The sequence below is a fragment of the Curtobacterium sp. MCBA15_004 genome, from assembly GCF_001865055.2.
In the GTDB taxonomy this organism is placed as follows: Bacteria; Actinomycetota; Actinomycetes; order Actinomycetales; family Microbacteriaceae; genus Curtobacterium.
The window spans coordinates 2,642,058-2,663,596 of record NZ_CP126266.1 but is presented as its reverse complement, the minus strand read 5'-3'; the positions used below and the strand labels follow the sequence as shown (position 1 = coordinate 2,663,596).

The window sequence follows — 21,539 nt, the reverse complement described above, 5'->3', positions numbered from 1 at the left end:
CCTCGGTTCTCGGGAGCGGTCGGGCTGCACCCCGCGACCGCGCGCGGTGTGCAGGGACACCGTACCTGATGTACCACCGGCGGACGGCTGCCCGCCGGGGGTCAGTCAGAGGGGTCGAGCAGGCGGAGCGTGACCGGGTCCTCGGAGCCGCGGTACCAGCGGTCGAGCACGGCGCGGAACGGTGCCGGGTCGTCGGCGGCCCGGGCGAACAGGGTCATCGAGGACCGGGCCTTCATCGCGTCGACGCCGCCGAACAGGTCGTCGGCGCTGCGTGCGGGCGCAGCGGCGGCCACCGCGGCGGCCTCGCGCAGCCGCGGACCGAGCACCGGGTGGGCGAGGTACGCACGCGCCTCGCGCAGGTCCCGGACCGCGTAGTGCTGGGCGGTGGCGCTCCGTCCGAGGCCGGCGAGCTGCGGGAACACGAACCACATCCAGTGCGAGCGCTTCCGGCCCGCGCGCAGCTCCTGCAGGGCCTGGTCGTGCACCCCCTCCTGCGCGTGGACGAACCGGTCGAGCGATCGGTCGGTCGCGTGCTCGGACGTGCGGTCCGGCGTACCGTCGTCGGCGCTCACCGGACCACGTCCCCCCACGCGTACCGGACGGTGGTCGCGTCCACGACGAGCAGCGAGTCCGGGTCCCGGTCGAACAGGCCCGGCAGGCCGACGGCTGCGGGGAGGTCGCCCTCGAGCCGCTCCAGGACGGCCGAGCGGACGGTCAGGGGTGCGTGCTGCCGCTGCCAGAACAGCGTCCTCGACAGCAGCCGGGCGTGGATGCCGGCACGGTCGGTGAGCTCGACGGCCAGCGGGTCCTCGACGACCGCACCGGCCACGACGCGCACGGTGGCGTCGTGGCGGGGGCGGGGCGCGCCTCCCGACCGTCCGGTCGTGGCCCGCAGCCCGGACCAGGCGGGTCGGGCCCCGGAGCCGGCGTCTCCGGACGCACCCGGAGCGGCCAGCCGTGGTCCGAGCGTCCGGGCCGCCCACCGCAGCGGGTGCGCGGCGCGGGCCGGGTGGCGGACGGACCGGTGCTCGACGGTGTCCCCGCGACGTCGGGCGCGCGTGTGCGCGAACGTGTACGGCACGCCGAGCAGCGCGTGCGCGGCGACGATCGCCGGGACGTTCGACGTGTCGACGGTCCGGTGGACCACCCCGCGGCGGCCGCGGTCGTCCACCGTGAGCACCTCGATCGTGACCTCCGTCATCGACCCGAGTCGGCGCGAGGGCGGGAACGGCGGGACGCTCGTCTCCCGGAACACGTACGCCGACAGACCGACCCAGGCGCTGCCGCCGACCACGTCGGGACGCGTCCCCGGCGGCAGCATCCGGGCGAGCTGTGCGGGCTCGCGGCGCCAGTGCGCGAAGACGACGTCCTCCCAGGCGTGCACCGTCACCGGACGGTGGCGCAGCGGTGCGGACGCCCGGGTGTCGGTCACCGCTTCGAGGCGTGCCGGCCGACGCGGGCGGCCCACGCGACGAGCGGGGCCTGGAGCGGGAGGCGGAGCACCGACACGAGCCGCGATGCGCGCGTCGACCGCGGGCTGTCGAGCAGGTCGCGCGCCATCGTCACGTTCGCCGGGAAGACCGCGAGGAACAGGGCCGCGGCCGCCCAGCCCGAGGCGCGGCGGGTCGCCGGGACCGCGAGGCCCACCGCGACGACGAGCTCGGCCAGGCCCGAGGCCAGCGTGGTCGTCCGGGGCGGGAGGCCGTCCGGGACGATCCGGTCGTAGGTGCGGGGGCGCAGGAAGTGGGTCACGCCGGCACCGCCGAGCAGGACCGCGAGGGCCGCCGCGGTGCGGTCCGCGCGTCGGGTTCGTTCACGTCGTCGCATGGGTCCATCGTGCCCGCACCGGCGCGGCGCGGTCCAGGTTCGCGGCACGTCGCGCGGTCGGTCGGGCTCTGCCGGTCAGGCCAGCGCGGTCGCCACCAGGTCCAGCACGGCCGCCGCGACCTCGGCCTTGCTGCCCGCGGTCTCCTGCACGACGGCGCCGCCGGGGACGAGCACCTCGATCGCGTTCTCCTCCCGCTCGAAGCCCGCCGACCAGCTGACGTGGTTCACGACGAGCAGGTCGGCCGGCTTCCGCGCGATCTTCGCCCGGCCGAGTTCGATCCGGGCGTCGCGGTCCGGCTCGGTCTCGGCGGCGAAGCCCACGATCACCTGGCCGGTCCGGCGGGCCGCGACGAGCTCGGCGAGCACGTCGGGGTTCCGGACGAGCTCGAGGGTCATGGTGTCGCCCTGCTCGTCCTTCTTGAGTTTCTCGGTGCGCACCTCGGTCGGCCGGTAGTCGGCGACCGCGGCGGTCATCACGACGACGTCGGCGTCGGCCGCCGCTGCGTGCACGGCCTCGGCGAGCTCGACGGCGGAGCCCACCGGCACGACGGTCGCGTCGAGTCCCGCGGTCAGCGACGCGTCGACGTTCGCGGCGACCACGGTCACGGTCGCGCCGCGGCGGGCGGCGTCCACCGCGATCGCCAGGCCCTGCCGACCGCTCGAGCGGTTGCCCACGAAGCGCACGGGGTCGACGGGCTCGCGCGTGCCGCCCGCGCTCACGACGACACGGACGCCCGCGAGGTCGCCCTGCTCGCCGCGGGCGGTGGTGCCGGTGGTGCCGGTGGTGCCGGTGGGTGGCGCGGTGGCCGCCCGGGTCGCGGTGCCCGCGGTGGTCCGCTGGTCGGCCGGGAGGCCCGTCCCGCGTCCGTCGGTCCCGCCCGCGGTGGTCGGGTGGTCGGCCGGGAGGCTCGTCCCGCGTCCGTCGGTCCCGCCCGCGTCCGACAGGTGGCCGGTCGGGGCGCGGTCGAGCACCGCGAGCGCCGCCGCGACGATGTCCTCGGGCTCGGACATGCGGCCGATCCCCGCGTCGTCCCCGGTGAGCGCGCCGACGACCGGGCCGACGACGTGCACGCCCCGCTCGCGGAGCGTCCGCAGGTTCGCCCGGGTGGCGGGGTGCTCCCACATCTGCGGGTGCATCGCCGGCGCCACGACGACCGGGGCCTCGGTCGCGAGCAGCGTCGTGCCGAGCAGGTCGCCCGCGAGGCCCGCCGCCATCCGGGCGAGGGCGTCGGCGGTCGCGGGGGCGACCACCACGAGGTCGGCACGGCGACCGAGCGCCACGTGCCGGACCTCGGCCACGTCGTCCCAGACGCTCGTCGTGACCGGGTTCCGGCTCAGGGCCTCGAGTGTCGGCAGCCCGACGAAGCGCAGTGCGCCCTCGGTCGGGACGACGTGCACGTCGTGCCCGCGCTTCACGAGGTCACGGACGACCCCGACGGCCTTGTAGGCGGCGATCCCGCCCGTGATCCCCACCACGACGGACAGACGGCGAGCAGCTGCGGCTTCCACGTCGGTCACGCTACCCGGCCGCCCGTGCGAGGATCGGACCCATGTGCACCGTCGTCGTCCGCGTCGACCCCGCGGCCGAGTGGCCCGTCACCGTGCTCGCCCTGCGCGACGAGTCACCCGAGCGTCCGTGGGACCCGCCGGCCGCGTGGTGGCCCGACCGCGACCCGTCCGTCCGCGGCGTGCGGGACCGCTCCGCCGGTGGGGCGTGGCTCGCCGCGTCGGACGAGGCAGGACTCGCGGTCGTGCTGAACCGCGCCGAGCCCGTGCCGAGCGCGGACGGGACCTGGACCACCCGCGGGGTCGTGCCGCTCGACGCCGTCGACGGGGTCCTCCCCGGTGCCGACGGCGTGCTGCCCACGACCCGCGCGTTCAACCTCGTGCGTGCCACGGCCGACGGCGTCGAGGTCGTCACCTGGGACGGCACGACCGTGACCACGACCGACCTCGGACCCGGCGTGCACATGGTCACGCACGGCGCCGCCGACGACCCCGCGGCTCCGCGCATCGGGCGTTGGCTCAGCGCCTTCCGCGAAGCAGCTGCCCCGGACGGCCCGCCGGTCCTCGGCCCGTTCGACGAGCTCCGCACCGCCGACGCCGGAGCTGACGCCGGTGACGGGTGGAGCGGCTGGTTCGGGCTGCTCGCCGAGTCCGCGGCGCTGCCCGCCGACGACCCGGACGCGATCCTCCGCGACGCCGTGGAGCCCGACGGGCACGTCGCGACCCTGTCGATCGTCGCCGCGGCGGTCGGACGGGACCGGACGGTGCTGCAGCACGCGCGGCTCGAGCGCCCCGGCCGGCTCGACGGATCGGTCGAACTGCACCACGCCTGACCCGGGGTGGTGTCCCGGGCCCGACCCGGACGCCGGTGCCTGTGCGGACCGGCAGCCGCCGAGCCGTCCCGGGGTGCCCGCCACGGCGTACCTTCACGCCTCGTGACCCCCACCACACCCCGCCGATCCGGCGACCCCGCCCCGCGTCCCCGGACGCGCCCCCGACGTCGGCTGCTCGCCGTCGGGGCCGTGGCCCTCGCGGTGACCGGGCTGCTCGTCGGCTGCGCCGAGGACCGCTCCGTCGCCGCCTCGTCCACCCACTCGTCCGCCGTGCTCCGGCCGTGGGACGAGGCCCGCGGCGAGCGCATCGTCGTGATCGGCGACTCGATCAGCGGCGGCCACGGGTTGAGCGCCGAGCAGGCCTGGCCGGCCACCCTCGCCCGCAAGGAGCACTGGCAGCTGACGAACTTCTCGTGCGACGGCGCCGGCGTGGTCACGGAGGGGGACGAGGACCAGTGCGCGAGCGCCTACCAGACGCTCGTCCGCCGGGCCGCCGACCTGCGCCCCGAGGTCGTGTTCGTCCAGGCGAGCTCGAACGACCTCGGGGTCGACGACGCCGTGGTCACGAGCCGCACCGACCAGCTCGTCGCCGAGGTGCACCGTCTGCTGCCGGACGCCCGGGTCGTCGGGCTCAGCGCGATCTGGAACGAGCAGGAGCCGCCCGCGCAGCTCGCGGTCATCTCGCACGCCATGCACCGCGCGGTGCGACGGGACGGTGGCACGTACGTCGACATCGGCGAGCCCCTCCGCGGGCACCCGGCGTGGATGCAGTCCGACGACGTGCACCCCACGGTGCGCGGTCAGCAGGCGATCCAGGCGTCCGTCGAGGCCGCGTTCAAGCGGGACCACCTGCGGTTCTGAGCCCGCGTGACCACCCGCGGCTCTCCGCCGACGCGACCACTTGCGGTCCCGCGACGATGCAGGACCGCCAGCGGTGCGTGGCGCACGCGCCCACCCCGGTCCCGAGCCGGCGGGGCGGGCCTGCACCGCGCCTCCCGGCCGCGCAGCGCGTCGTCAGGCCGGTGCGCGAGTGCCGGTGAGGTCCTCCGCGACCGCCCAGAGGGAGCGCGCGAGGTCGGTGCTGCGCGCGCTCCGCGGGATCGACGCGGTCGTCGTCGTGCCGGTGAGGCCCGCCGGTCCAGAGGGGCCGTAGTAGGCGCCGCCGACCGCTGCGGGGCCGACCGCCGCGTACAGCAGCGGCTCCGTGCCCTGCTCGACGGCCTGCGTGAAGGGGAGTGCGCGGTCGCTCGACCGGGCCGGCCGGGACCGGCCGAGGGAGCGCCCCGCGGTCTGCAGGTTCGTGCGGGTGAAGCCGGGGTGCGCGGCCGTGCTCGTCAGTGCCCAGCCGCGTTCGACCGTCAGTCGGTGCAGGTGGAGGGTGAGGAGCAGGTCCGCGAGCTTCGACTGGGCGTACGCACGCCACGGGTTGTAGCCGTGCTCCCACTGCAGGTCGGTGAAGCGGATGCGGCCGCCCACGGCGGCGAGGCTCGACATCGTCACGACCCGGGGGAGTGCCGTGCCCGGGTGCGGCCGCGCGTTCCCCGCACTGTCGAGCAGCGCGGGCAGCAGCAGGTTGGTCAGGGCGAACGGGCCGAGGAAGTTCGTGCCGAACTGCAGCTCGAACCCGTCCGCGGTGGTGAAGCGCTCGGGCGGCGCCATCACCCCGGCGTTGTTGACGAGCACGTCCGGCCGGCGGTCGTCGGCGAGCAGCCCCTCGGCGAAGGCGTGCACGCTCGCGAGGTCGGCGAGGTCGAGTCGGCGGACCTCGAGGTCGGCGGACGGGTGCTCACGGCGGATCTCGGCGGCGGCGTCCTCGCCCTTGGACGGGGTGCGCACGCCCATCACGACGCTCGCGCCGGCGGCGGCGAGGCGCTTCGCGGCCTCCTTGCCGGTGCCGCTGTTCGCGCCGGTCACGACGATGCGTCGGCCGGTCTGGTCGGGGATCTTCGGCATGCGCGTGACCGTACCCGGGAGGGCTGGTCGCAGGCCGCGCGGCGGACCGGCTCGCAGGCCGCGCGGCGGACCGGCTCGCAGGAGGCGCGGCGTGCGGGCGCGGGGCTGTCGGTACGCCGAGCGGCGTGCTATGTTTATGCAAACGCATCGATCAGGAGGCGCGCCATGAGCAACGCATTCGGTTCCGACCGTCCCTCGGACGTCCCGCCGCCCGCACCCGAGCGCATCGGTCCGGTGCAGCTCGGCCTCGACACCTTCGGGGACGTCACCGAGCGCGCCGACGGGTCGCTCCGCAGCCAGGCGCAGGCGCTCCGCGAGCTCGTGGACGAGGCCGTCCTCGCCGACCAGGTCGGCATCGACTTCATCGGCGTCGGCGAGCACCACCGCGAGGACTACGCGGTGAGCGCCCCCGAGGTGGTCCTCGCCGCGATCGCCGCCCGCACCGAGCGGATCCGGATGGGCAGCGCCGTCACGGTGCTGTCGAGCGACGACCCCGTCCGCGTGTACGAGCGCTTCGCCACCGTCGACGCGATCTCCGACGGCCGCGCCGAGGTCATCCTCGGGCGCGGGTCCTTCACCGAGTCGTTCCCGCTGTTCGGCTACGAGCTGAGCGACTACGAGGTCCTGTTCGAGGAGAAGCTCCAGCTCTGGAACGCCCTCCGCGGCGGCGACAAGGTCACCTGGTCCGGCACGAAGCGGGCCTCGCTCACCGACCAGGACGTCTTCCCGAAGCTCGAGCACGGCCCGATCCCGACCTGGATCGGCGTCGGCGGCTCCCCGCAGTCGGTCATCCGTGCGGCGTCCTACGGCCTGCCGCTCTTCCTCGCGATCATCGGCGGTCAGCCCGCCCAGTTCGCCCCGTTCTCGCGCCTGTACCGCCAGGCACTCGCGCAGCTCGAGCTCCCGCAGCAGCCCATCGCGATGCACTCGCCCGGCTTCGTCGCCGAGACCGACGAGGAAGCGGCCGAGCGCTACTGGCCGTACCACAAGGCCGTCACCGACCGGCTCGGTCGTGAGCGCGGTTGGCCGCCCCTCGACCTCGCGCAGTACCAGGCGGGTCTGTCGGCCGGCGGATCGCTCTACGTCGGATCGCCCGAGACCGTGGCGCGCAAGATCGCGCGGAACATGCGGATCCTCGGCGTCTCGCGCTTCGACATGCGCTACGCCACCGGCCGCCTGCCGCACGAGGACATGATGCGGTCGATCGAGCTCTACGGCACGCGGGTCGCCCCGCGGGTGCGCGAGCTGCTCGCGGAGCCGGTCCCGGTCCCGTAGGTCGGCGGTCCGGTCGCTGACCGGTCACCGTCCGGTCGCCTGGACGAGGCATGCGTCCGTCCCGGCGGCTGCGCGGCGCGCGTCGGCTGCGCGGGTCGCGCCGGCTGCGCGGGCTGCGCCGGCCTGGAGGCCCGGGGCACGTCCGCCACGGCCGCTCACGGCTGCCGCGGGTACGGTCGGCGCCATGCTGCGACCAGACGGGACCACCGAACGACGCTTCCGCGGTCGGATCCTCGGCGTCGGGACGACGTCGGGGATCCGTTTCGTCGTCGGGATGTGGGACGACTCGCCCTTCGGATCGTTCACCGACGTGTTCCTCGAACACCCGGACGGCACGAGCGTGCTCCTCGCCCCGGACGAGATCGTCGCCGCCTACGTGTCCGGCACCTACCGGTTCGACACCGTCTCCGTCGTCGACGTCCGGTCTCGTCGGACCGCCCGCGGCCTGGAGCTCGACGCCGGACCGTTGCAGGCGACGATCGACGTCGGCGGGATCTCGCCGCTCGGGCGGGTGCTCCGCATCGTGCCGAAGCCGATCGCCCGTGACCCCCGCTGGCTCGCGCTCATCGATCCCGTCGCGCGGATCGTCTCGCCCGGCTCCGCGACCGCCGGTACCGCGGGCGGAGGCCGACGCGAGTACTACGGCGTGACCGGCGCCCACGAGGTCACCGCGGTGTCGGGCACCTGGGCCGGGGAGGCCCTCGGCTCGATCGCCCCGCTCGACCCGCCCGTGGCGTTCGGCTTCGCGTCGATGCCACGCGCGCCACAGGTCGTCGACGTCGAGACGACGATCCGCGAGCCCGCCTCCTGAGCGCGGACGCGCGGTCTCGACTGCGCGCCGTCGTCGGCCGCTGCCGAGCGACACGTCCGCTGTCGTCCGACGTCGACGTTGTCGCACAACCGGTCGCACCCGGCGTCCCGCGTGGTGCGCGCCCCGTCCACCGCTGCCCTGCGACACGTCCGCTGTCGTCCGACGTCGACGTTGTCGCACACCGGACCACGCGTCTCCACCGGCCACCCACCCGGGTGAGTGGGAAGGCGGAGCCGAGCCGAGCCTCCAGGCCGTGGGCGACCACGGGCCGACGTGAGTCGCCGCGCGGACCGGCACGCGCAGGGCGACGCGCGCGCGACCGGGCGGCGCACCCGCCCGGTACCGAGCCGTGACGGACGCGTCCAGCACGGAGGGGCACACTGGTCGGAACGGAACGCGCCCGGGCACGCCCGGCCGGACGTCGAGCACAACGGGGCGCACGACGAACAGGAGCATCATGACCGACACGCAGGCAGACCACCGCGCAGCCATCTCGGACATCGTCCACGGCGCACGCACCGCCCTGCTCACCACCGTCAGCGACGACGGCCAGCTGCACGCCCGACCCCTCGCGGTGCAGGACAAGGCGTTCAACGGGACGCTGCGCTTCCTGGTGCAGGACGGCAGCGAGAAGGTGGACGACATCGCCCGCAACCCGCACGTGAACGTGGCGATCGAGTCGCAGGGCGGGTACCTCTCGATCGCCGGCACCGCGACCGTGACCCGCGACGAGTCCGTCATCGACGAGCTGTGGTCGCCGTTCGCCGAGGCCTGGTTCCCGGACGGGCGCCAGGACCCGACGATCCGCCTCCTCACCGTCGAGGGCGACTCCGTCGAGTACTGGACGCAGGACACCGGGCCGGTCGGCAGCCTCGTGCAGACGATCAAGGCCGCGCTGGGCAAGCAGAGCCAGCCCGACACGGGGCACCACGGGACGGTCGAGCTCTAGGTGTAGTTCCCCGTGAGGTTGTGAACGCGATCTGATGGGGTTTGGCCGCCGAGGCCGGTGTGTGGTCGGTGGTGATTGTAGTGATGCAGCCAGTCCGCGTAAGTCGCGGTTCTGGCTGCATCACTTTCGTAGTGGCAGGCGTAGGCCCACTCGGCTGCGAGGGTCCGGTTGAACCGCTCGACCTTGCCGTTGGTCTGTGGCCGGTAGGGGCGGGTGAAGCGGTGCTTCGCCTGACCGAGCGCGGCGGCGAAGTCCCGGGACCGGTAGCAGGCGCCGTTGTCCGTCATGACCGCCTCGACCCGGATCCCAGCAGCGGCGAAGAACGTGTTCGCGCGCTCCCAAAACCCGGCAGCGGTGGTCCCGCGTTCGTCATCGAGGACCTCTGAATACGCCAATCGGGAGTGGTCATCGACGGCGTGGTGGAGGAACCTGAACCCGCGAGAACCACGCGCACCACCTCGGGCAGCACGATCGCGAGCGGACCCCGCTGATCGGTCCTGCGCAGACCCGCGGCCATGGAAACGCCACCCGCCACCGTCCGGGATACGGCCTTGTTTTTTGATGTCGACGTGGACCAGCTCACCTGGCCGGGCCTTCTCGTATCGGACCGGTATCGGCCGGCGGACGGGCAGCCCTGTTGCTTGGTCAATGTTGCGCAGTAACGGCATCCGAAACCGTGTCAGGACTCGACCGACGGTTGAGCGCGCCAGGTGCAGGTGAAACGCGATCCGGTGCGGACCCCAACGCCTTGTCACGCGCAACGCGATGATGCGGCGCTCCAGCCGTGTGGGCAGTCGTTTCGGACTGGTCAACGGTCGTGATGACCGATCTTGCATCGAGGTTCCAGCCCGGTATCGGGCCGCCCATCTGGCAGCAGTCGCGGGCGAGCACTGGAACCGTTCCGCAGCGCGACGAACGGGCCAACCATCTTCGACAATCAGCCGAGCAAGACGTTCCCTGCCGGTCGGGGTGAACGGGGCGTTAGCGTGAGTCACGAAGACCTCCGGTGCGACGTGTTGGTGTGGTAACCCACATCGTCCCGGAGGTCTTCTTCTACGTCACCCGTTCACAACGTCCCGAGGAACTACATCTAGGGAGCGGGGCCGGCTGGTCCGACCCGGCCAGCCGGCCCGACCCGGCGGGCTGGCCGGCCAGGCCAGGCCGGCGCGACCCGGCCGGCCTGGCCTGGCCGGCGCGACCCGGTCGGCCTGGCCTGGCCGACGCGACCCGGCCGGCCTGGCCCGACCTGGCCTGGCCTGGCCGGTCGGCTGGCCCGGCCCGCAGGACGAGACACGGGCGGTTCCTCATCCGAGGGACCGCCCGTGTCGCGTCGGGGGAGTGCGCGGCGCATCCGCCCGCGCGCGTCAGGGCGGGCCGAGCAGCCAGAGCACCGCGACGAGCACCGGCTGCCCGAGGAGCGCGCAGCTCACGAACGTCCAGCGCATCCACGGTCGCGCGACCAGCTCGGGCGACCCGAACAGCGGCGCGAGCGGCATGAGCAACCGCGGCGTCGAGGCCATCGGCAGCGACACCGCGAAGATGTACAGCGCGTACGCCGCCGAGTACAGCACCGTGGTCTGCCCGAGCTGCCGGGTCGAGCGGCGCAGCAGCCAGACCGGGTACGCCACGAGCAGGAACACGACGATGAACACGCCGCCGACGCCGATCCAGCGCAGCGCGATGAGGAACCACGGCGACATCGGCACGAACTCGACCCGGCCGATGAAGTTCACCCACCAGGACATCTCGGTCTCGAGGTAGGCGTCCGGCCGCCCGGTGACGTGCGACGCGATGAGGGGCCACGCGACACCCGCGGCTGCCATGACGACGCCCGCGGCGACCACGCGCACCCGCTCGGCCACGGGGAAGGCGTCGAGCGAACGGACGCCCGTGCCGGCCTCGGCCCGCCGCGCCCGGACCCACCGCACCAGGGCGATCACACCGAGCAACAGCGGCAGGGCGAGCGCTCCCGGCCGGGTGAACGCGGCGACCACCCCGAGCAGGGTGAGCAGGCCGTACCGCCGACGCTCGAGCGCGAGCAGCGCGCCGAACGTCAGGGCGAGGAACGTGCTCTCGGCGTACCCCACCTGCAGCAGGAAGGACAGCGGGCCGCACGCGAAGAAGAAGACCGCCCACATGCCCGCGGCGTGCCCGGCGTGGTCGCTCACGAGGCGGTGCAGCAGGAACGTCGCGACGAGCCCGGCCAGCAGCGCGACGAGCGGCGCCCCCACCGCGAACGGCAGCCCGGTCGAGGCCGTGAGCGCGCGGATCGCGAACGGGAACGCGGGCAGGAACGCCCAGGCGTTCTGGGCGACGTGCCCGGCCTGGTCGAGCGGGAGGGTCGTCGGGTACCCGTGCACCGAGATCGTCTCGTAGTACTGCCCGTCCCACGCGGTGAGGAACGCCCCGAACCCGTGCCCGTTGCCCCAGATCGCGTTGTCGGGCATGGCCCGACCCATCAGGGGGAACGCCAGCGCGAGCCAGGAGGTCGACAGGGCTCGTCCGCCGACCCAGGTCAGCAGGACGGCGGCCCACACCGGCAGGCTCGTCGCGAGGTCCACCACGCGGCGCCGGCCGCTCGCCAGCGACCCGGCGACGGCGCCGTCGGTACGGCTCACCGGACGGGTCCTCGAGCTTCGGGTACAGGGGTGGGCACGCCCTGAGCGTAGTCAGCGCAGGCTGGGGCGGGGCGCACAGCGCGGGGCACAGCACGGGTGTCGGCCGGGAGGCGCGGCTCGCCGCCGCCACCCGGCTCGCCGCCGGCGGGTGGTCGGGTCGAGGGTGGGTGGCGCGCTCGGCCGGTCGGCCGGCGGTCCCGCCGCGGCGTCTGGCGCGCTCGGCCGGTCGGCCGGCGGTCCCGCCGCGGCGTGTGGCTGAACGGAGCCTCACGGACCCGCAGGAAACCGAGCGGGCATAGCATTCGGAGCGATGACGACGATGACGACGACACGACGCCGGGGGAGCACCGCGGTGGCCGTGCTCGTCGCGGGCACCTTCTTCATGGAGCTCCTCGACGGCACAATCCTGGCCACCGCCGCACCGGCGATGGGCCGCGACCTCGGGGTGGACTCCGCCGCGGTGGGCGTGGCGATCACCGCCTACCTCGTGACGCTCGCGGTGTTCATCCCGGTGAGCGGGTGGCTCACCGACCGGGTCGGGTCCCGCACGGTGTTCGCCGGTGCGATCGCGCTGTTCACCGTCGCCTCGGCGCTGTGCGCGATGTCGACCGGGCTCGTCGACCTGACGCTGTGGCGCATCATCCAGGGGCTCGGCGGTGCGCTCATGGTCCCGGTGGGGCGGCTCGTCGTGCTCCGGAGTGCCGGCCGCGAGCAGCTCGTCACCGTGATCGCCATCCTGACCTGGCCCGCCCTGGCCGCGCCGATCATCGCGCCGTTCGTGGGCGGCGTGCTCGTGGACACCCTCAGCTGGCACTGGATCTTCCTCGTGAACATCCCGCTCGGTGTCATCGCGTTCGTGGCCGCCCTCGTGCTCGTCCCGCAGGAGCGTGCGGCGGAGCGCGTGCCGTTCGACTGGTTCGGCTCGCTCCTGGCGTGCTTCGGTCTCGGCGCGCTCGTGGTGATGGCGTCCCTGCTCGCCCTCGACGAGATCCCCGTGCCGGCCGTCGTCGTCTCCGGGGTCGTCGGGGCGGTCTGCTGCTGGGCGGCGATCCGGCACTTCCGCCGTGCGCCGCACCCGATCATGGGGCTCGAGTCCTTCCGCCTCGAGTCGTTCCGGGTCTCGCACGCCGGTGGCAGCCTGTTCCGGCTCGCGGTCTCCGCCGTGCCGTTCGTGCTCCCGCTGCTGTTCCAGGACGCCTGGGGCTGGTCCGCCGTCCTCGCCGGGTCCGCGGTCTTGTGGGTGTTCGTCGGGAACCTCGGCATCAAGCCGATGACGACGCCGTTCCTGCGGTGGTTCGGGTACCGCGCGGTCATCGTCGTGTCGAGCGCGGTCGCGGCCCTCAGCGTCGTCGCGATGGTGTTCATGACCGAGGACACCCCGTTCTGGCTCCTCGCCGCGCTCCTCGTGGTCAGCGGCGCCGCGCGGTCGGTCGGCTTCACGGCGTACAACACGATCGCCTTCGCCGACGTCGAGCAGGCCGACATGACCCCGGCGAACACGCTGTCCTCGACGCTGCAGCAGGTCGCGGCGGGCTTCGGTGTCGCCGTCGCGGCGGTGGCGATCCGGGCGGCTGCGGGACTCGGCGGCACCGGCCCGTACGACGTGGCGTTCTGGGTGATCGCGGTACTGCTCGTCGTCGCCTGCGTGGAGGGCCTGCTGATGAGCCGCACGGCGGGGGAGACGGTGCGGCCGGCTCCGCGGGTGCGCGTCCGGACCTGACGTCGGCCGCCGCGGGGTGCCGACGGCCGCCGCAAGGGGCCGTCGGGCGGCTCGTCCGGTGCCGGCTGGGCGGACGAGACGCACCGCCGCCGCCCGTTCCCGCGCTCGTCACACGCCTGCAACCCGGGGTGCGCTACGGTCACAGCTACTGATCGCGACGGCCGGGTACGGTCGGCGCGGCAGGGTGACCGAGACACCCAGGACGGAAGGCAGCATGGCCGGGCCACAGGAGCAGGGGACGATCGCAGCCGACGCGGCTGTCCAGCCGACCGAGTTGCGCGTCGTGAGCTACAACCTCCGCGAGCACACCGCGAACGGCGAGCTCGCCGCCCTGGCCGAGGCCTCCGAGGCCGACGTCATCTGCGTCCAGGAGTGCGACAGCAACGACCTCGCGACCAGCGTCGCCGGGCTGTCCCTCGCGGCCTCGACCAAGACGAACCGCCTGGGGCTCGCGATCTACACGCGGGATGACCGCTTCACCGTGCAGGACTTCAGCATCCACTCGCTGCAGAAGTCCCTCCACGACCGGGTCCTCTCGCCCGCGCACGAGCGGCTCATCGCCATGCGCCTGCAGGACACCGAGGCCGACACCGAGGTCATCGTCGCCTCCTTCCACGCGTCGCCGTTGACCGCCACCAACTCGCTCCGCCGCAAGCAGATCGAGGCGGCGCACCAGTTCGTGCGCGACCTCTCCGCCGAGGCTCCGGCGATCATGGTCGGCGACTTCAACTACCCGTGGTTCCAGACCAACCTGCGCCGCAAGATCGAGGAGCACGGGTTCGCCCTCTCGCTCTCCGACCAGCCGACGTACCTGCGCTACCGCAAGTTCACCGGCCACTTCGACTTCGCGACGAGCGTGGGGCTGCACATCGCGGGCGTGGAGACCCTGCCCGCCGGCATCTCCGACCACCGCCCGATCCTGGTCCGTGCCCACTACGAGCACCCCGGAGAGACCGGCGCGGTCGCCCTCCCGGAGGCGCCCGCTTCCTGAGCGGTCCGGCGCGCGCGGCTGGTCGCGGGTCCGTCCCGTTCCGCCGAGCGGGCGGCAGATCGAGCGGGTGGAACATGCCGCGTGCGGTTCGTCGAGCGTGCGGGACATGCCGCGTGCGGGTCGTCGAGCGTGCGGAACGTGCCGCGTGCGGTTCGTCGAGCGTGCGGGACATGCCGCGTGCGGGTCGTCGAGCGTGCGGAACGTGCCGCGTGCGGTTCGTCGAGCGTGCGGCAGATCGAGCGGGCGGAACACGCCGCGTGCGGTTCGTCGAGCGTGCGGAATACGTCGCTCCGGCGCGTCGAGCGTGCCGGATCAGGCCCGCTGAGCGGCACGCCGCCCGCGAGGGCGGAACACGCCCGACGCCAGGCAGGGGTTCCTGCGGGATGCGTCCGACCGCGTGTCTTCGAGCGGGTGGGACATGCCGCGTGCGGTCCGCCGAGCGTGCTCGAAGCGTCGCGCGAGGACGTCGAGCGTGCCGGATACGGCCCGCTGGTGGGTGGGTGGGTGGGCTGGTGGGCTGGGTGTCTGGCCGAGCGGGACACGCCCGGGCACCGGTCGCCGAGTGAGCGGGACACGCCGCGTGCGGTCCGCCGAGAGGGCGCGACACGGCGCACCGACGCGTCCAGGGTGCAGAATTCTGCGCCCTCGGCGGGCGGCGGGCGGCGGGCGGCGGGCGGCGCGGGACGGAGAGACGGACACGCGGGGACCGGCACGCTGGCTGCCGCGGCACACGACGGACGGGAGGCGCGGTGCCAACCGGCACCGCGCCTCCCGCCCGTCGCCGGGTCGAGTCGGGTCAGCGGCGCAGCGTCGCCCTCGCCAACCGGTTGCCGAGGAACTGCCCCAGCTGCACGATCACGACGATCGCGGCGACCGACACGTAGACGATCCACCAGTTGTAGCGCTGCGAGCCGAACGAGATCGCGTACTCGCCGATGCCGCCGCCGCCGATCAGGGCGCCCTGCGCGGTCATGTCGACGATGCCCACGAAGATGAACGTGTAGCCGAGGATCAGCGGTCCGAGGCCCTCCGGGATGAGCACCGTGAACAGGATCGCGAGCGGGTGCGCTCCCGCGGCACGCGCTGCCTCGACGACACCGGGGTCCACCGCGAGCAGGTTCTGCTCGACGATGCGCGAGACCGCGAACGAGGCCGCGAGCGAGATCGCGAACGTGACCGCGGGGACGCCGATCGTGGTCTGCACGGCGACGCGCGACAGCGGGGCGATCGCAGCGAGGAAGATCACGAACGGGATCGGCCGGACGATGTTCACCACGAGGTTGAGCACCGTGTACGCCGCGCGGCTGCCGAGCAGGTTGCCCGGTCGGGTCGCGTAGAGCGCCAGCCCGAGGGCGAGGCCGATCACGCCCGCGACGACGAGCGACACGAGCGTCATGACGAGTGTGTCGCGGACGGCGGCGAGGAAGACGTCGAACGTGTCCACGACGCTCTGGAAGCCGGTGTTCACGATGCGTCCTCCTCGTCGACGGTGGTGCCCTGGTCGCGCAGCGCGGTCAGCGCGCGGTCGACCGCTGCCGGGTCGGCGGCGGTGAGCTCGTAGGTGAGCGATCCGATGCGACGCTCACGGATCTCGCCGACCCCGCCGTGGACGAGTTCGGCGGTCACCCCCGTGTCGCGCCAGACGGTGTCGATCCGGCTCTGCAGCCCGACCTCGTCGGTGATCTGTACCGTGACGATGCGGCCGCCGTGGTGCTCGCGTAGGCGTCGCAGCTGGTCGGCGGACGGCCGGTCGTGCAGTGCGGACCGGACGAACCGCTTCGCCGCACCGGTCTGCGGCCGCGCGAACACGTCGTAGACGTCCCCGACCTCGACCACGCGGCCCCGCTCCATCACGGCGACGCGGTCGGCGATCTGCCGGACGGCGTCCATCTCGTGCGTGATGACGACGATGGTGACGCCGAGCTCTCGGTTGACGCGACGGAGGAGCGCCAGGACCTCGGACGTGGTGTCCGGGTCGAGCGCGCTCGTGGCCTCATCGGCCAGCAGCAGCTCGGGGTTCGAGGCGAGCGCCCGGGCGATGCCGACGCGCTGCTTCTGGCCGCCGGACAGCTGCTCGGGGTGGGCGTGTGCCCGCTCGAGCAGTCCGACGAAGTCGAGGAGCTCGGCGACACGGCGGTCCCGTTCCTCCTTCGCGACACCCGCGACCTTGAGCGGGTACGCGACGTTGCCGGCCACGGTCCGGGACCGGAACAGGTTGAACTGCTGGAAGATCATGCCGATCTTCCGACGTGCCAGGCGACGGTCCCGCTCGGGGATCGCGGTGAGGTCCTGACCGGCGACCGTCACGCTCCCGGACGTGGGCAGCTCGAGCGCGTTGACGAGGCGGACGAGGGTGGACTTGCCGGCACCGGAGTACCCGATGACGCCGAGGACCTCGCCCTGGTGCACGTCCAGGGAGACGTCCTCGACCGCCACCACGGTCTCGCCGGTGTCGGCACGGCGGTAGTGCTTCGAGACACCGCGGAGTTCGACGAGGGCGGGCACTACTGCTTGGCCGCCTTCGCGTCCTGCTCGACCTTCGCGAGCTCGTCCTGCAGCTTCGTGGCGCTCTCGTCGCGGGACACCGCCTCGGGCAGGTCCTTCTTGAACGCCTTCTGCACGGCGTCGTCCTGGAACAGCTTCGCGAGGTCGAGGTAGGTCTTGTCGTCCTTGTCGGCCGCGCGGACGGCGAAGACGTTCACGTAGGGTGCGGCGCTCGCGCTGGCGGGGTCGTCCTGGTAGATGATGTCGCTCGTCGGCAGGTTCGCCGCGGTGGCGAAGTTGTTGTTCACGACGGCGGCAGCGACGGAGCCCTGCTGCAGCGCGTTCGCGGTCTGCGAGGCGTCGAGCGGCTGCACGTCGACCTTCGACGAGGTGATGTCGGTCGTGGTGGAGAACGCGGAGCCGCCGTCCTTGAGCTCCACGAGCTTCGCGGCCTGCAGGATGAGGAGCGCGCGGGCCTGGTTGATGGCATCGTTCGGGATGGCGACCGCGGCGTTCGCAGGCAGGTCGGCGGGCTTCGAGTACTTCGTCGCGTAGAGCGGCAGCGGGTAGACGGCCGTCGAGCCGATCGGCTGCAGGTCGTCGTCCGACGAGACGTTGTAGTCGGCGAGGTACTGGATGTGCTGGAACTGGTTGATGTCCAGCTGCCCGTCCTTCAGCGCCGGGTTCGGCAGCGAGTAGTCGGAGAAGTTCGTGAGCTGCACGTCGACGCCGAGGCGCTCCTTCGCGAGCTTCGTGTAGGTGCTCCAGTACCCGAGCGACTTGTCGGAGACGCCGATCTTCACGGTCTTCTGCGCACCACCGGACGCAGCACCCTCGGACCCGCCGGCACGCACGGCACCGACGACGACGGCGACGACGATCGCGACGACGACCACCACCGCGGCGATGATCCAGCCGATCGGACGCTTGCCCTTCGGCTTCGCGGGCAGGACGGGTGCTGCGGACACCAGGTGCTCCTCGTGGGCCGTGCTGTGGGGGTCGCGGTGGTCCCGCGGTGTGCGTTCGAGTGTGACGGGCACCGACGACGCACGCCCGTTGCGTTCCGCCGTGTTACATCCCGACGAGTTCTCCACAGGTCGGCGCCGGAGAGCCCGTGCAGCGCGGCGACCGGGTTGACTCGTCACGTGCGCAGCATCGAACTCCTCCTCGACCCCGACTCCGACGCGGCGGTCCGCGCGGCGTGGGACGCCCTGACCGCGGCCGACCTGCCGAGCCTGGGCCGCTCCGGGTCGAACGACCCGCACGTGACGCTCGTGGCGGGCGATGACGTGCCGGTCCCGGACGGGTTCGCCCGGCCGGTCCCGACCTCGCTGCGGTTGGGCGGCGTGCTCCTGTTCCCGGCCGGTCCCGGTCGATCGGTGCTCGTGCGCGCGGTCGTGGTCGACCCGGAGCTCGCGGCCTTCCACCAGGCCGTGCACCGTGCCGCACCGGGGAGCGTGGACACGTCCCACCCGGAGGCGTGGTCGCCGCACGTGTCGTTCGCCCGGCGGGTGCGCGACGCTGACCTCCCGACGGCGCTCGCGGCGCTCCGGACGGCACCGCTGCCCGAGGTCCTGCAGGTCGGCGGGGTCCGGCACTGGGACGGCGCCACGAAGACCGTGACCCCGCTGGCCTGAGGCGAGTCAGCACCGAGCACCGGCTCGGTCCCGCCGCGCGGGTCCGGCCGGGCACCGTCACGGCCGGGAGGCGCGGGTCGGCCCCGTCTCGCCGGTCCGGTCCGACCTCAGGTCCGGAGCACCCGCGCCCCGAACGAGGACGCGAACACCCGGTCGGGGTCCGCAGCGGCGACCAGTCGTCGGACCTCGGGCAGCCGCGGCCAGAGCGCCTCGACCGCGTCGGCGTCGAGCGAGCTCGTCTTGCCCCAGTGCGGACGCCCGCCGAACGGCGCGAGCCGCGCCTCCAGGTGCGGCAGCAGCGCGGCCACGGCCTCCGGGTGCTTCTGCCACGTGAACGCGATGCAGAGCACGTCCTCGCCCTGGGTCGGGCTGAGCCAGAGCGGGTCGGCGGCCATCGTCCGGAGCTCGCACACGTGCAGGTGCGGCCGGATCCGGTCGGCGAGTCCACGCAACGCGTCGAGCGCCGCCGCGGCGTGCCGGAGCGGGACGAAGTGCTCGCTCTGCACCTCGGAGCCGTGGGACGGCACGGTGTCGATCGGGAAGTGCGGCAGGCGGTCCCACCACGGGCCGACCGATCCGTCGCGCGCGGTGTGGTGTCCGTCCGCGGCCAGGCCGGGCAGTCGGGGCGCACCGAGGAGGTCCTCGGGGACCGCGACGTCCTCGGCGCCGGCCGGCACGCGGGACTTCAGCAGGACCTCGCCGACCTCGTCGCCGAACAGCGTGAACGCGCACACCGAGTACGCGGCCGCGTGCACCGCGGCGACGTTCGCCGTGAACACGTCCCACGGCACCGGGCCGAAGCGGTCCTGGCGCATCCGGTAGGTCGGTTGGACGTCGACCTCGACCCGGGTGACGATGCCGAACAGCCCGAGGTGCAGGACCGATCCGTCGAAGTCCGGGTCGCCGCGACGGAGTGTCCTGGTCGACCCGTCGGGACCGATCAGCTCGAGGGAGCGGACGGCGGTGCTGAGCGAACCGAGGGCCGTGCCGGAGCCGTGCGTGCCGGTGGCGATCGCCCCGCCGAGCGAGATGTGCGGCAGCGAGCCGGTGTTGTGCAGCGCGAAGCCGGCCCGGTCGAGCGCCGGAGCGACGGCACCGTACCGCGTGCCCGCACCCATCGACGCGGTGCCGGCCTCCGGGTCGACGACGAGGTCGGTCGGGATGCCGGTCAGGTCGAGCAGGATCCCCGGGGCGTCGGCGACGTCGTTGAACGAGTGGCGCGTGCCGAGCCCGTGGACGCGGCCGGACCCGGCGACGAGCTCCGCGGCCTCGTCGATCGACCGCGGTCGCACCACCCGCTCGGCCGAGTACGTGACCGTGCCGGACCAGTTCCGCTCGCGCGCCGTCGACCGCATGCCGCCAACGATGCCATGCGCCCCGCCACGACGTCAGTGCATCGCGGGTGCCGGCGCCCCCTCGGGGGTCTCGGGCTTCCGGACGAGCGACGAGGTGACGATGCCGACCAGCGAGATGATCCCGCCGACCATGAAGGCCGTCGCCACACCGGAGGCGGTCGCGCTGGCGACGGCCCCGTCCGTGGCGCCCGCGCCGGCCGAGGCCGCACCGATCGTGAGCAACGTCACGAACAGTGCGGTGCCGGCGGCTCCGGCGAGCTGCTGGGCGGTGCCGAGGACGGCGCTGCCGTGCGAGTACAGCCGCGGCGGCAGACCCCCGAGCGCCGCCGTGAACAGCGGCGTGAAGGTGAGCGCCAGGCCGAGGCTCAGGACGACGTGGGCGCCGAGGACGAACCACACGCTGGTGTCCGCGGTCACGGTCGACAGCGCCCAGAGCACCGCGCTGATGATGATCGAGCCGGGGACGAGCAGGACGCGCGGGCCGCGGCGGTCGTAGATCCGGCCGACCACGGGGGAGAGCAGGCCCATGAGCAGCCCGCCGGGCAGGAGCAGCAGGCCGACGTGCAGCACGTCGAGGCCGAGCACGCGCTCGAGGTAGATCGGCAGCAGGATGAGCGTCCCGAACATCGCCATGAAGCTCAGCGCCATCGCGACGATCGGGATCGTGAAGCCGGGCGTCCGGAAGGTGCGCAGGTCGAGCAGTGCGCTGTCGGTGCGCTGCAGGCGGTTCTGCCGGAGGACGAACACCGCGAGGGCCACCACGCCGACGACGATCGCCGTCACGGGGACGAGAGGCCCGGTCGACCCGGACTCGCCGAAGCTGGACAGCCCGAACACCAGACCGCCGAACGCGACGGCGGACAGCACGACGGACAGGACGTCGAGCGGTGCCTTGCGCGGCGTCGAGACGTTGCGGACCTTCACGGCGCCGAGCACGAGCGCGGCGACCGCGATCGGCAGGACGAACCCGAACAGCCAGCGCCAGTCGAACGCGTTGAGGATGAGCCCCGAGATCGTCGGCCCGATGGCCGGGGCCACCGAGATGACGATCGAGATGTTCCCCATCACGCGGCCGCGGTGGGCGGGCTCGATGAGGTTCAGCACCGTCGTCATGAGCAGCGGCATCATGATCGCGGTCCCGCTCGCCTGCACGATGCGGCCGACGAGGAGCATCGGGAAGCCCGTCGCGGTGAGGGCGACCAGGGTGCCGACGGAGAACAGGGTCATCGCCGCGATGAAGACCGGGCGCGTGGCGAACCGCTGCAGCAGGAAGCCGGTGACCGGGATCACGACCGCCATGGTGAGCAGGAAGCCGGTCGTGAGCCACTGGCCCGTCGCAGCGCTGATGTCGAGGTCGTCCATCAGCCGGGGGAGCGCGACGCCCATGATGGTCTCGTTGAGGATCACGACGAACGCCGACACGAGCAGCAGCCCGATGACGAGTCGTGTCTCACCGGGGGAGGGCTGCGAGACGCTCCCGGTGCGGGGTGCGGAATCGACGGCCTGGGTCATGCGGGGCTCCTGACGGGGTCACGGCGTGGTGGGACGGCGCACGGGGCGCAGACACGGCAACACCCTGA

General features: G+C 73.5%; 20 protein-coding genes. 8 read left to right on the top strand and 12 right to left on the bottom strand.

Translation table 11 applies throughout. From position 1 onward, the window contains the following. Window positions 1–101 precede the first annotated feature (101 nt). The 4 genes from QOL16_RS12550 to QOL16_RS12535 form a co-directional block, all read right to left on the bottom strand. Window positions 102–572: a DUF1810 domain-containing protein gene (locus QOL16_RS12550; RefSeq protein ID WP_083395122.1), complete on the bottom strand. Its 471-nt coding sequence runs from the start codon at window positions 570–572 to the stop codon at window positions 102–104. Then, window positions 569–1,432 carry a DUF2071 domain-containing protein gene (locus QOL16_RS12545; protein ID WP_175473124.1) on the bottom strand — a complete coding sequence of 288 codons (864 nt, stop codon included), beginning with the start codon at window positions 1,430–1,432 and terminating at the stop codon, window positions 569–571. Before QOL16_RS12545 ends, QOL16_RS12550 begins: the two co-directional genes overlap by 4 nt. Further along, the gene (locus tag QOL16_RS12540; RefSeq protein ID WP_071245614.1) at window positions 1,429–1,827 is read right to left on the bottom strand and encodes a hypothetical protein; all 399 of its coding nucleotides are present in this window, start codon (window positions 1,825–1,827) and stop codon (window positions 1,429–1,431) included. The genes QOL16_RS12545 and QOL16_RS12540 overlap by 4 nt, the downstream gene beginning before the upstream one ends. A gap of 75 nt (window positions 1,828–1,902) precedes the next feature. Next, window positions 1,903–3,312: a phosphopantothenate--cysteine ligase family flavoprotein gene (locus QOL16_RS12535; RefSeq protein ID WP_071285126.1), complete on the bottom strand. Its 1,410-nt coding sequence runs from the start codon at window positions 3,310–3,312 to the stop codon at window positions 1,903–1,905. 65 nt (window positions 3,313–3,377) lie between these two features. On the opposite strand from QOL16_RS12535, the gene QOL16_RS12530 reads away from it, so the two are divergent. Together QOL16_RS12530 and QOL16_RS12525 are read left to right on the top strand one after the other, a co-directional pair. Continuing rightward, the gene (locus QOL16_RS12530) at window positions 3,378–4,166 is read left to right on the top strand and encodes an NRDE family protein (RefSeq protein WP_071285118.1); all 789 of its coding nucleotides are present in this window, start codon (window positions 3,378–3,380) and stop codon (window positions 4,164–4,166) included. Between the two features lie 102 nt (window positions 4,167–4,268). Continuing rightward, on the top strand, window positions 4,269–5,027 hold the full coding sequence (locus QOL16_RS12525) for an SGNH/GDSL hydrolase family protein (RefSeq protein WP_175473125.1): 759 nt from the start codon (window positions 4,269–4,271) through the stop codon (window positions 5,025–5,027). Window positions 5,028–5,180: 153 nt separating this feature from the next. Here the strand turns inward: QOL16_RS12525 and QOL16_RS12520 are convergent, their stop codons facing one another. Further along, complete coding sequence (locus tag QOL16_RS12520; RefSeq protein ID WP_071285119.1) at window positions 5,181–6,119, bottom strand: SDR family oxidoreductase; 939 nt, start codon at window positions 6,117–6,119, stop codon at window positions 5,181–5,183. A 165-nt stretch (window positions 6,120–6,284) separates the two neighbouring features. Here QOL16_RS12520 and QOL16_RS12515 point away from each other — a divergent pair, with 165 nt between their 5' ends. From QOL16_RS12515 to QOL16_RS12505, 3 genes are all read left to right on the top strand, one after another. Further along, window positions 6,285–7,394 carry an LLM class flavin-dependent oxidoreductase gene (locus tag QOL16_RS12515; RefSeq protein ID WP_083230411.1) on the top strand — a complete coding sequence of 370 codons (1,110 nt, stop codon included), beginning with the start codon at window positions 6,285–6,287 and terminating at the stop codon, window positions 7,392–7,394. A gap of 184 nt (window positions 7,395–7,578) precedes the next feature. Next, a complete protein-coding gene (locus QOL16_RS12510; protein ID WP_071285120.1) occupies window positions 7,579–8,205 on the top strand; it encodes a hypothetical protein in 627 nt (208 codons plus the stop codon). A 457-nt stretch (window positions 8,206–8,662) separates the two neighbouring features. Further along, window positions 8,663–9,154 (top strand): pyridoxamine 5'-phosphate oxidase family protein, encoded by a 492-nt coding sequence (locus QOL16_RS12505; RefSeq protein ID WP_065964736.1) that lies wholly within the window; start codon window positions 8,663–8,665, stop codon window positions 9,152–9,154. On the opposite strand, the gene QOL16_RS12500 is transcribed toward QOL16_RS12505, so the two are convergent. Together QOL16_RS12500 and QOL16_RS12495 are read right to left on the bottom strand one after the other, a co-directional pair. Then, a complete protein-coding gene (locus QOL16_RS12500) occupies window positions 9,151–10,149 on the bottom strand; it encodes an IS481 family transposase (protein WP_305410921.1) in 999 nt (332 codons plus the stop codon). The two genes, QOL16_RS12505 and QOL16_RS12500, sit on opposite strands and share 4 nt — an antisense overlap. Before the next feature lie 369 nt (window positions 10,150–10,518). Next, on the bottom strand, window positions 10,519–11,772 hold the full coding sequence (locus tag QOL16_RS12495) for a hypothetical protein (RefSeq protein ID WP_083230410.1): 1,254 nt from the start codon (window positions 11,770–11,772) through the stop codon (window positions 10,519–10,521). A gap of 310 nt (window positions 11,773–12,082) precedes the next feature. Here QOL16_RS12495 and QOL16_RS12490 point away from each other — a divergent pair, with 310 nt between their 5' ends. Next, window positions 12,083–13,492, top strand: coding sequence for an MFS transporter (locus QOL16_RS12490; protein ID WP_083395014.1), 1,410 nt, complete (start codon window positions 12,083–12,085; stop codon window positions 13,490–13,492). Window positions 13,493–13,706: 214 nt separating this feature from the next. Then, a complete protein-coding gene (locus tag QOL16_RS12485; RefSeq protein WP_083230408.1) occupies window positions 13,707–14,483 on the top strand; it encodes an endonuclease/exonuclease/phosphatase family protein in 777 nt (258 codons plus the stop codon). A gap of 796 nt (window positions 14,484–15,279) precedes the next feature. Here QOL16_RS12485 and QOL16_RS12480 read toward each other — a convergent pair. Genes QOL16_RS12480 through QOL16_RS12470 form a run of 3 tightly spaced genes read right to left on the bottom strand, consistent with a single transcriptional unit; the run spans window position 15,280 to window position 17,935 of the window. Beyond that, entirely contained in the window at window positions 15,280–15,954 is a 675-nt protein-coding gene (locus tag QOL16_RS12480; RefSeq protein WP_254780250.1) for a methionine ABC transporter permease, read from the bottom strand. After that, window positions 15,948–16,988, bottom strand: coding sequence for a methionine ABC transporter ATP-binding protein (locus QOL16_RS12475; protein WP_071284441.1), 1,041 nt, complete (start codon window positions 16,986–16,988; stop codon window positions 15,948–15,950). Before QOL16_RS12475 ends, QOL16_RS12480 begins: the two co-directional genes overlap by 7 nt. Beyond that, a complete protein-coding gene (locus QOL16_RS12470; protein WP_071284451.1) occupies window positions 16,988–17,935 on the bottom strand; it encodes a MetQ/NlpA family ABC transporter substrate-binding protein in 948 nt (315 codons plus the stop codon). Before QOL16_RS12470 ends, QOL16_RS12475 begins: the two co-directional genes overlap by 1 nt. A gap of 177 nt (window positions 17,936–18,112) precedes the next feature. Between QOL16_RS12470 and QOL16_RS12465 the strand changes: the two genes are divergently transcribed. Continuing rightward, window positions 18,113–18,604: a 2'-5' RNA ligase family protein gene (locus QOL16_RS12465; RefSeq protein ID WP_065964856.1), complete on the top strand. Its 492-nt coding sequence runs from the start codon at window positions 18,113–18,115 to the stop codon at window positions 18,602–18,604. Between the two features lie 107 nt (window positions 18,605–18,711). Here QOL16_RS12465 and QOL16_RS12460 read toward each other — a convergent pair whose 3' ends face one another. Continuing rightward, window positions 18,712–19,959, bottom strand: a complete 1,248-nt coding sequence (locus QOL16_RS12460; protein ID WP_071284439.1) for an FAD-binding protein — start codon at window positions 19,957–19,959, stop codon at window positions 18,712–18,714. Window positions 19,960–19,992: 33 nt separating this feature from the next. Further along, window positions 19,993–21,471 carry an MDR family MFS transporter gene (locus QOL16_RS12455; protein ID WP_065964861.1) on the bottom strand — a complete coding sequence of 493 codons (1,479 nt, stop codon included), beginning with the start codon at window positions 21,469–21,471 and terminating at the stop codon, window positions 19,993–19,995. Between the last annotated feature and the right edge of the window lie 68 nt (window positions 21,472–21,539).

Bases quoted from the DNA above. Each gene is read 5' to 3' on its own strand.
- QOL16_RS12540 (WP_071245614.1), bottom strand. From the start codon at position 1,827: ATGCGACGACGTGAACGAACCCGACGCGCGGACCGCACCGCGGCGGCC.
- QOL16_RS12530 (WP_071285118.1), top strand. From the start codon at position 3,378: ATGTGCACCGTCGTCGTCCGCGTCGACCCCGCGGCCGAGTGGCCCGTC.
- QOL16_RS12520 (WP_071285119.1), bottom strand. From the start codon at position 6,119: ATGCCGAAGATCCCCGACCAGACCGGCCGACGCATCGTCGTGACCGGC.
- QOL16_RS12515 (WP_083230411.1), top strand. From the start codon at position 6,285: ATGAGCAACGCATTCGGTTCCGACCGTCCCTCGGACGTCCCGCCGCCC.
- QOL16_RS12510 (WP_071285120.1), top strand. From the start codon at position 7,579: ATGCTGCGACCAGACGGGACCACCGAACGACGCTTCCGCGGTCGGATC.
- QOL16_RS12505 (WP_065964736.1), top strand. From the start codon at position 8,663: ATGACCGACACGCAGGCAGACCACCGCGCAGCCATCTCGGACATCGTC.
- QOL16_RS12490 (WP_083395014.1), top strand. From the start codon at position 12,083: ATGACGACGATGACGACGACACGACGCCGGGGGAGCACCGCGGTGGCC.
- QOL16_RS12485 (WP_083230408.1), top strand. From the start codon at position 13,707: ATGGCCGGGCCACAGGAGCAGGGGACGATCGCAGCCGACGCGGCTGTC.
- QOL16_RS12460 (WP_071284439.1), bottom strand. From the start codon at position 19,959: ATGCGGTCGACGGCGCGCGAGCGGAACTGGTCCGGCACGGTCACGTAC.
- QOL16_RS12455 (WP_065964861.1), bottom strand. From the start codon at position 21,471: ATGACCCAGGCCGTCGATTCCGCACCCCGCACCGGGAGCGTCTCGCAG.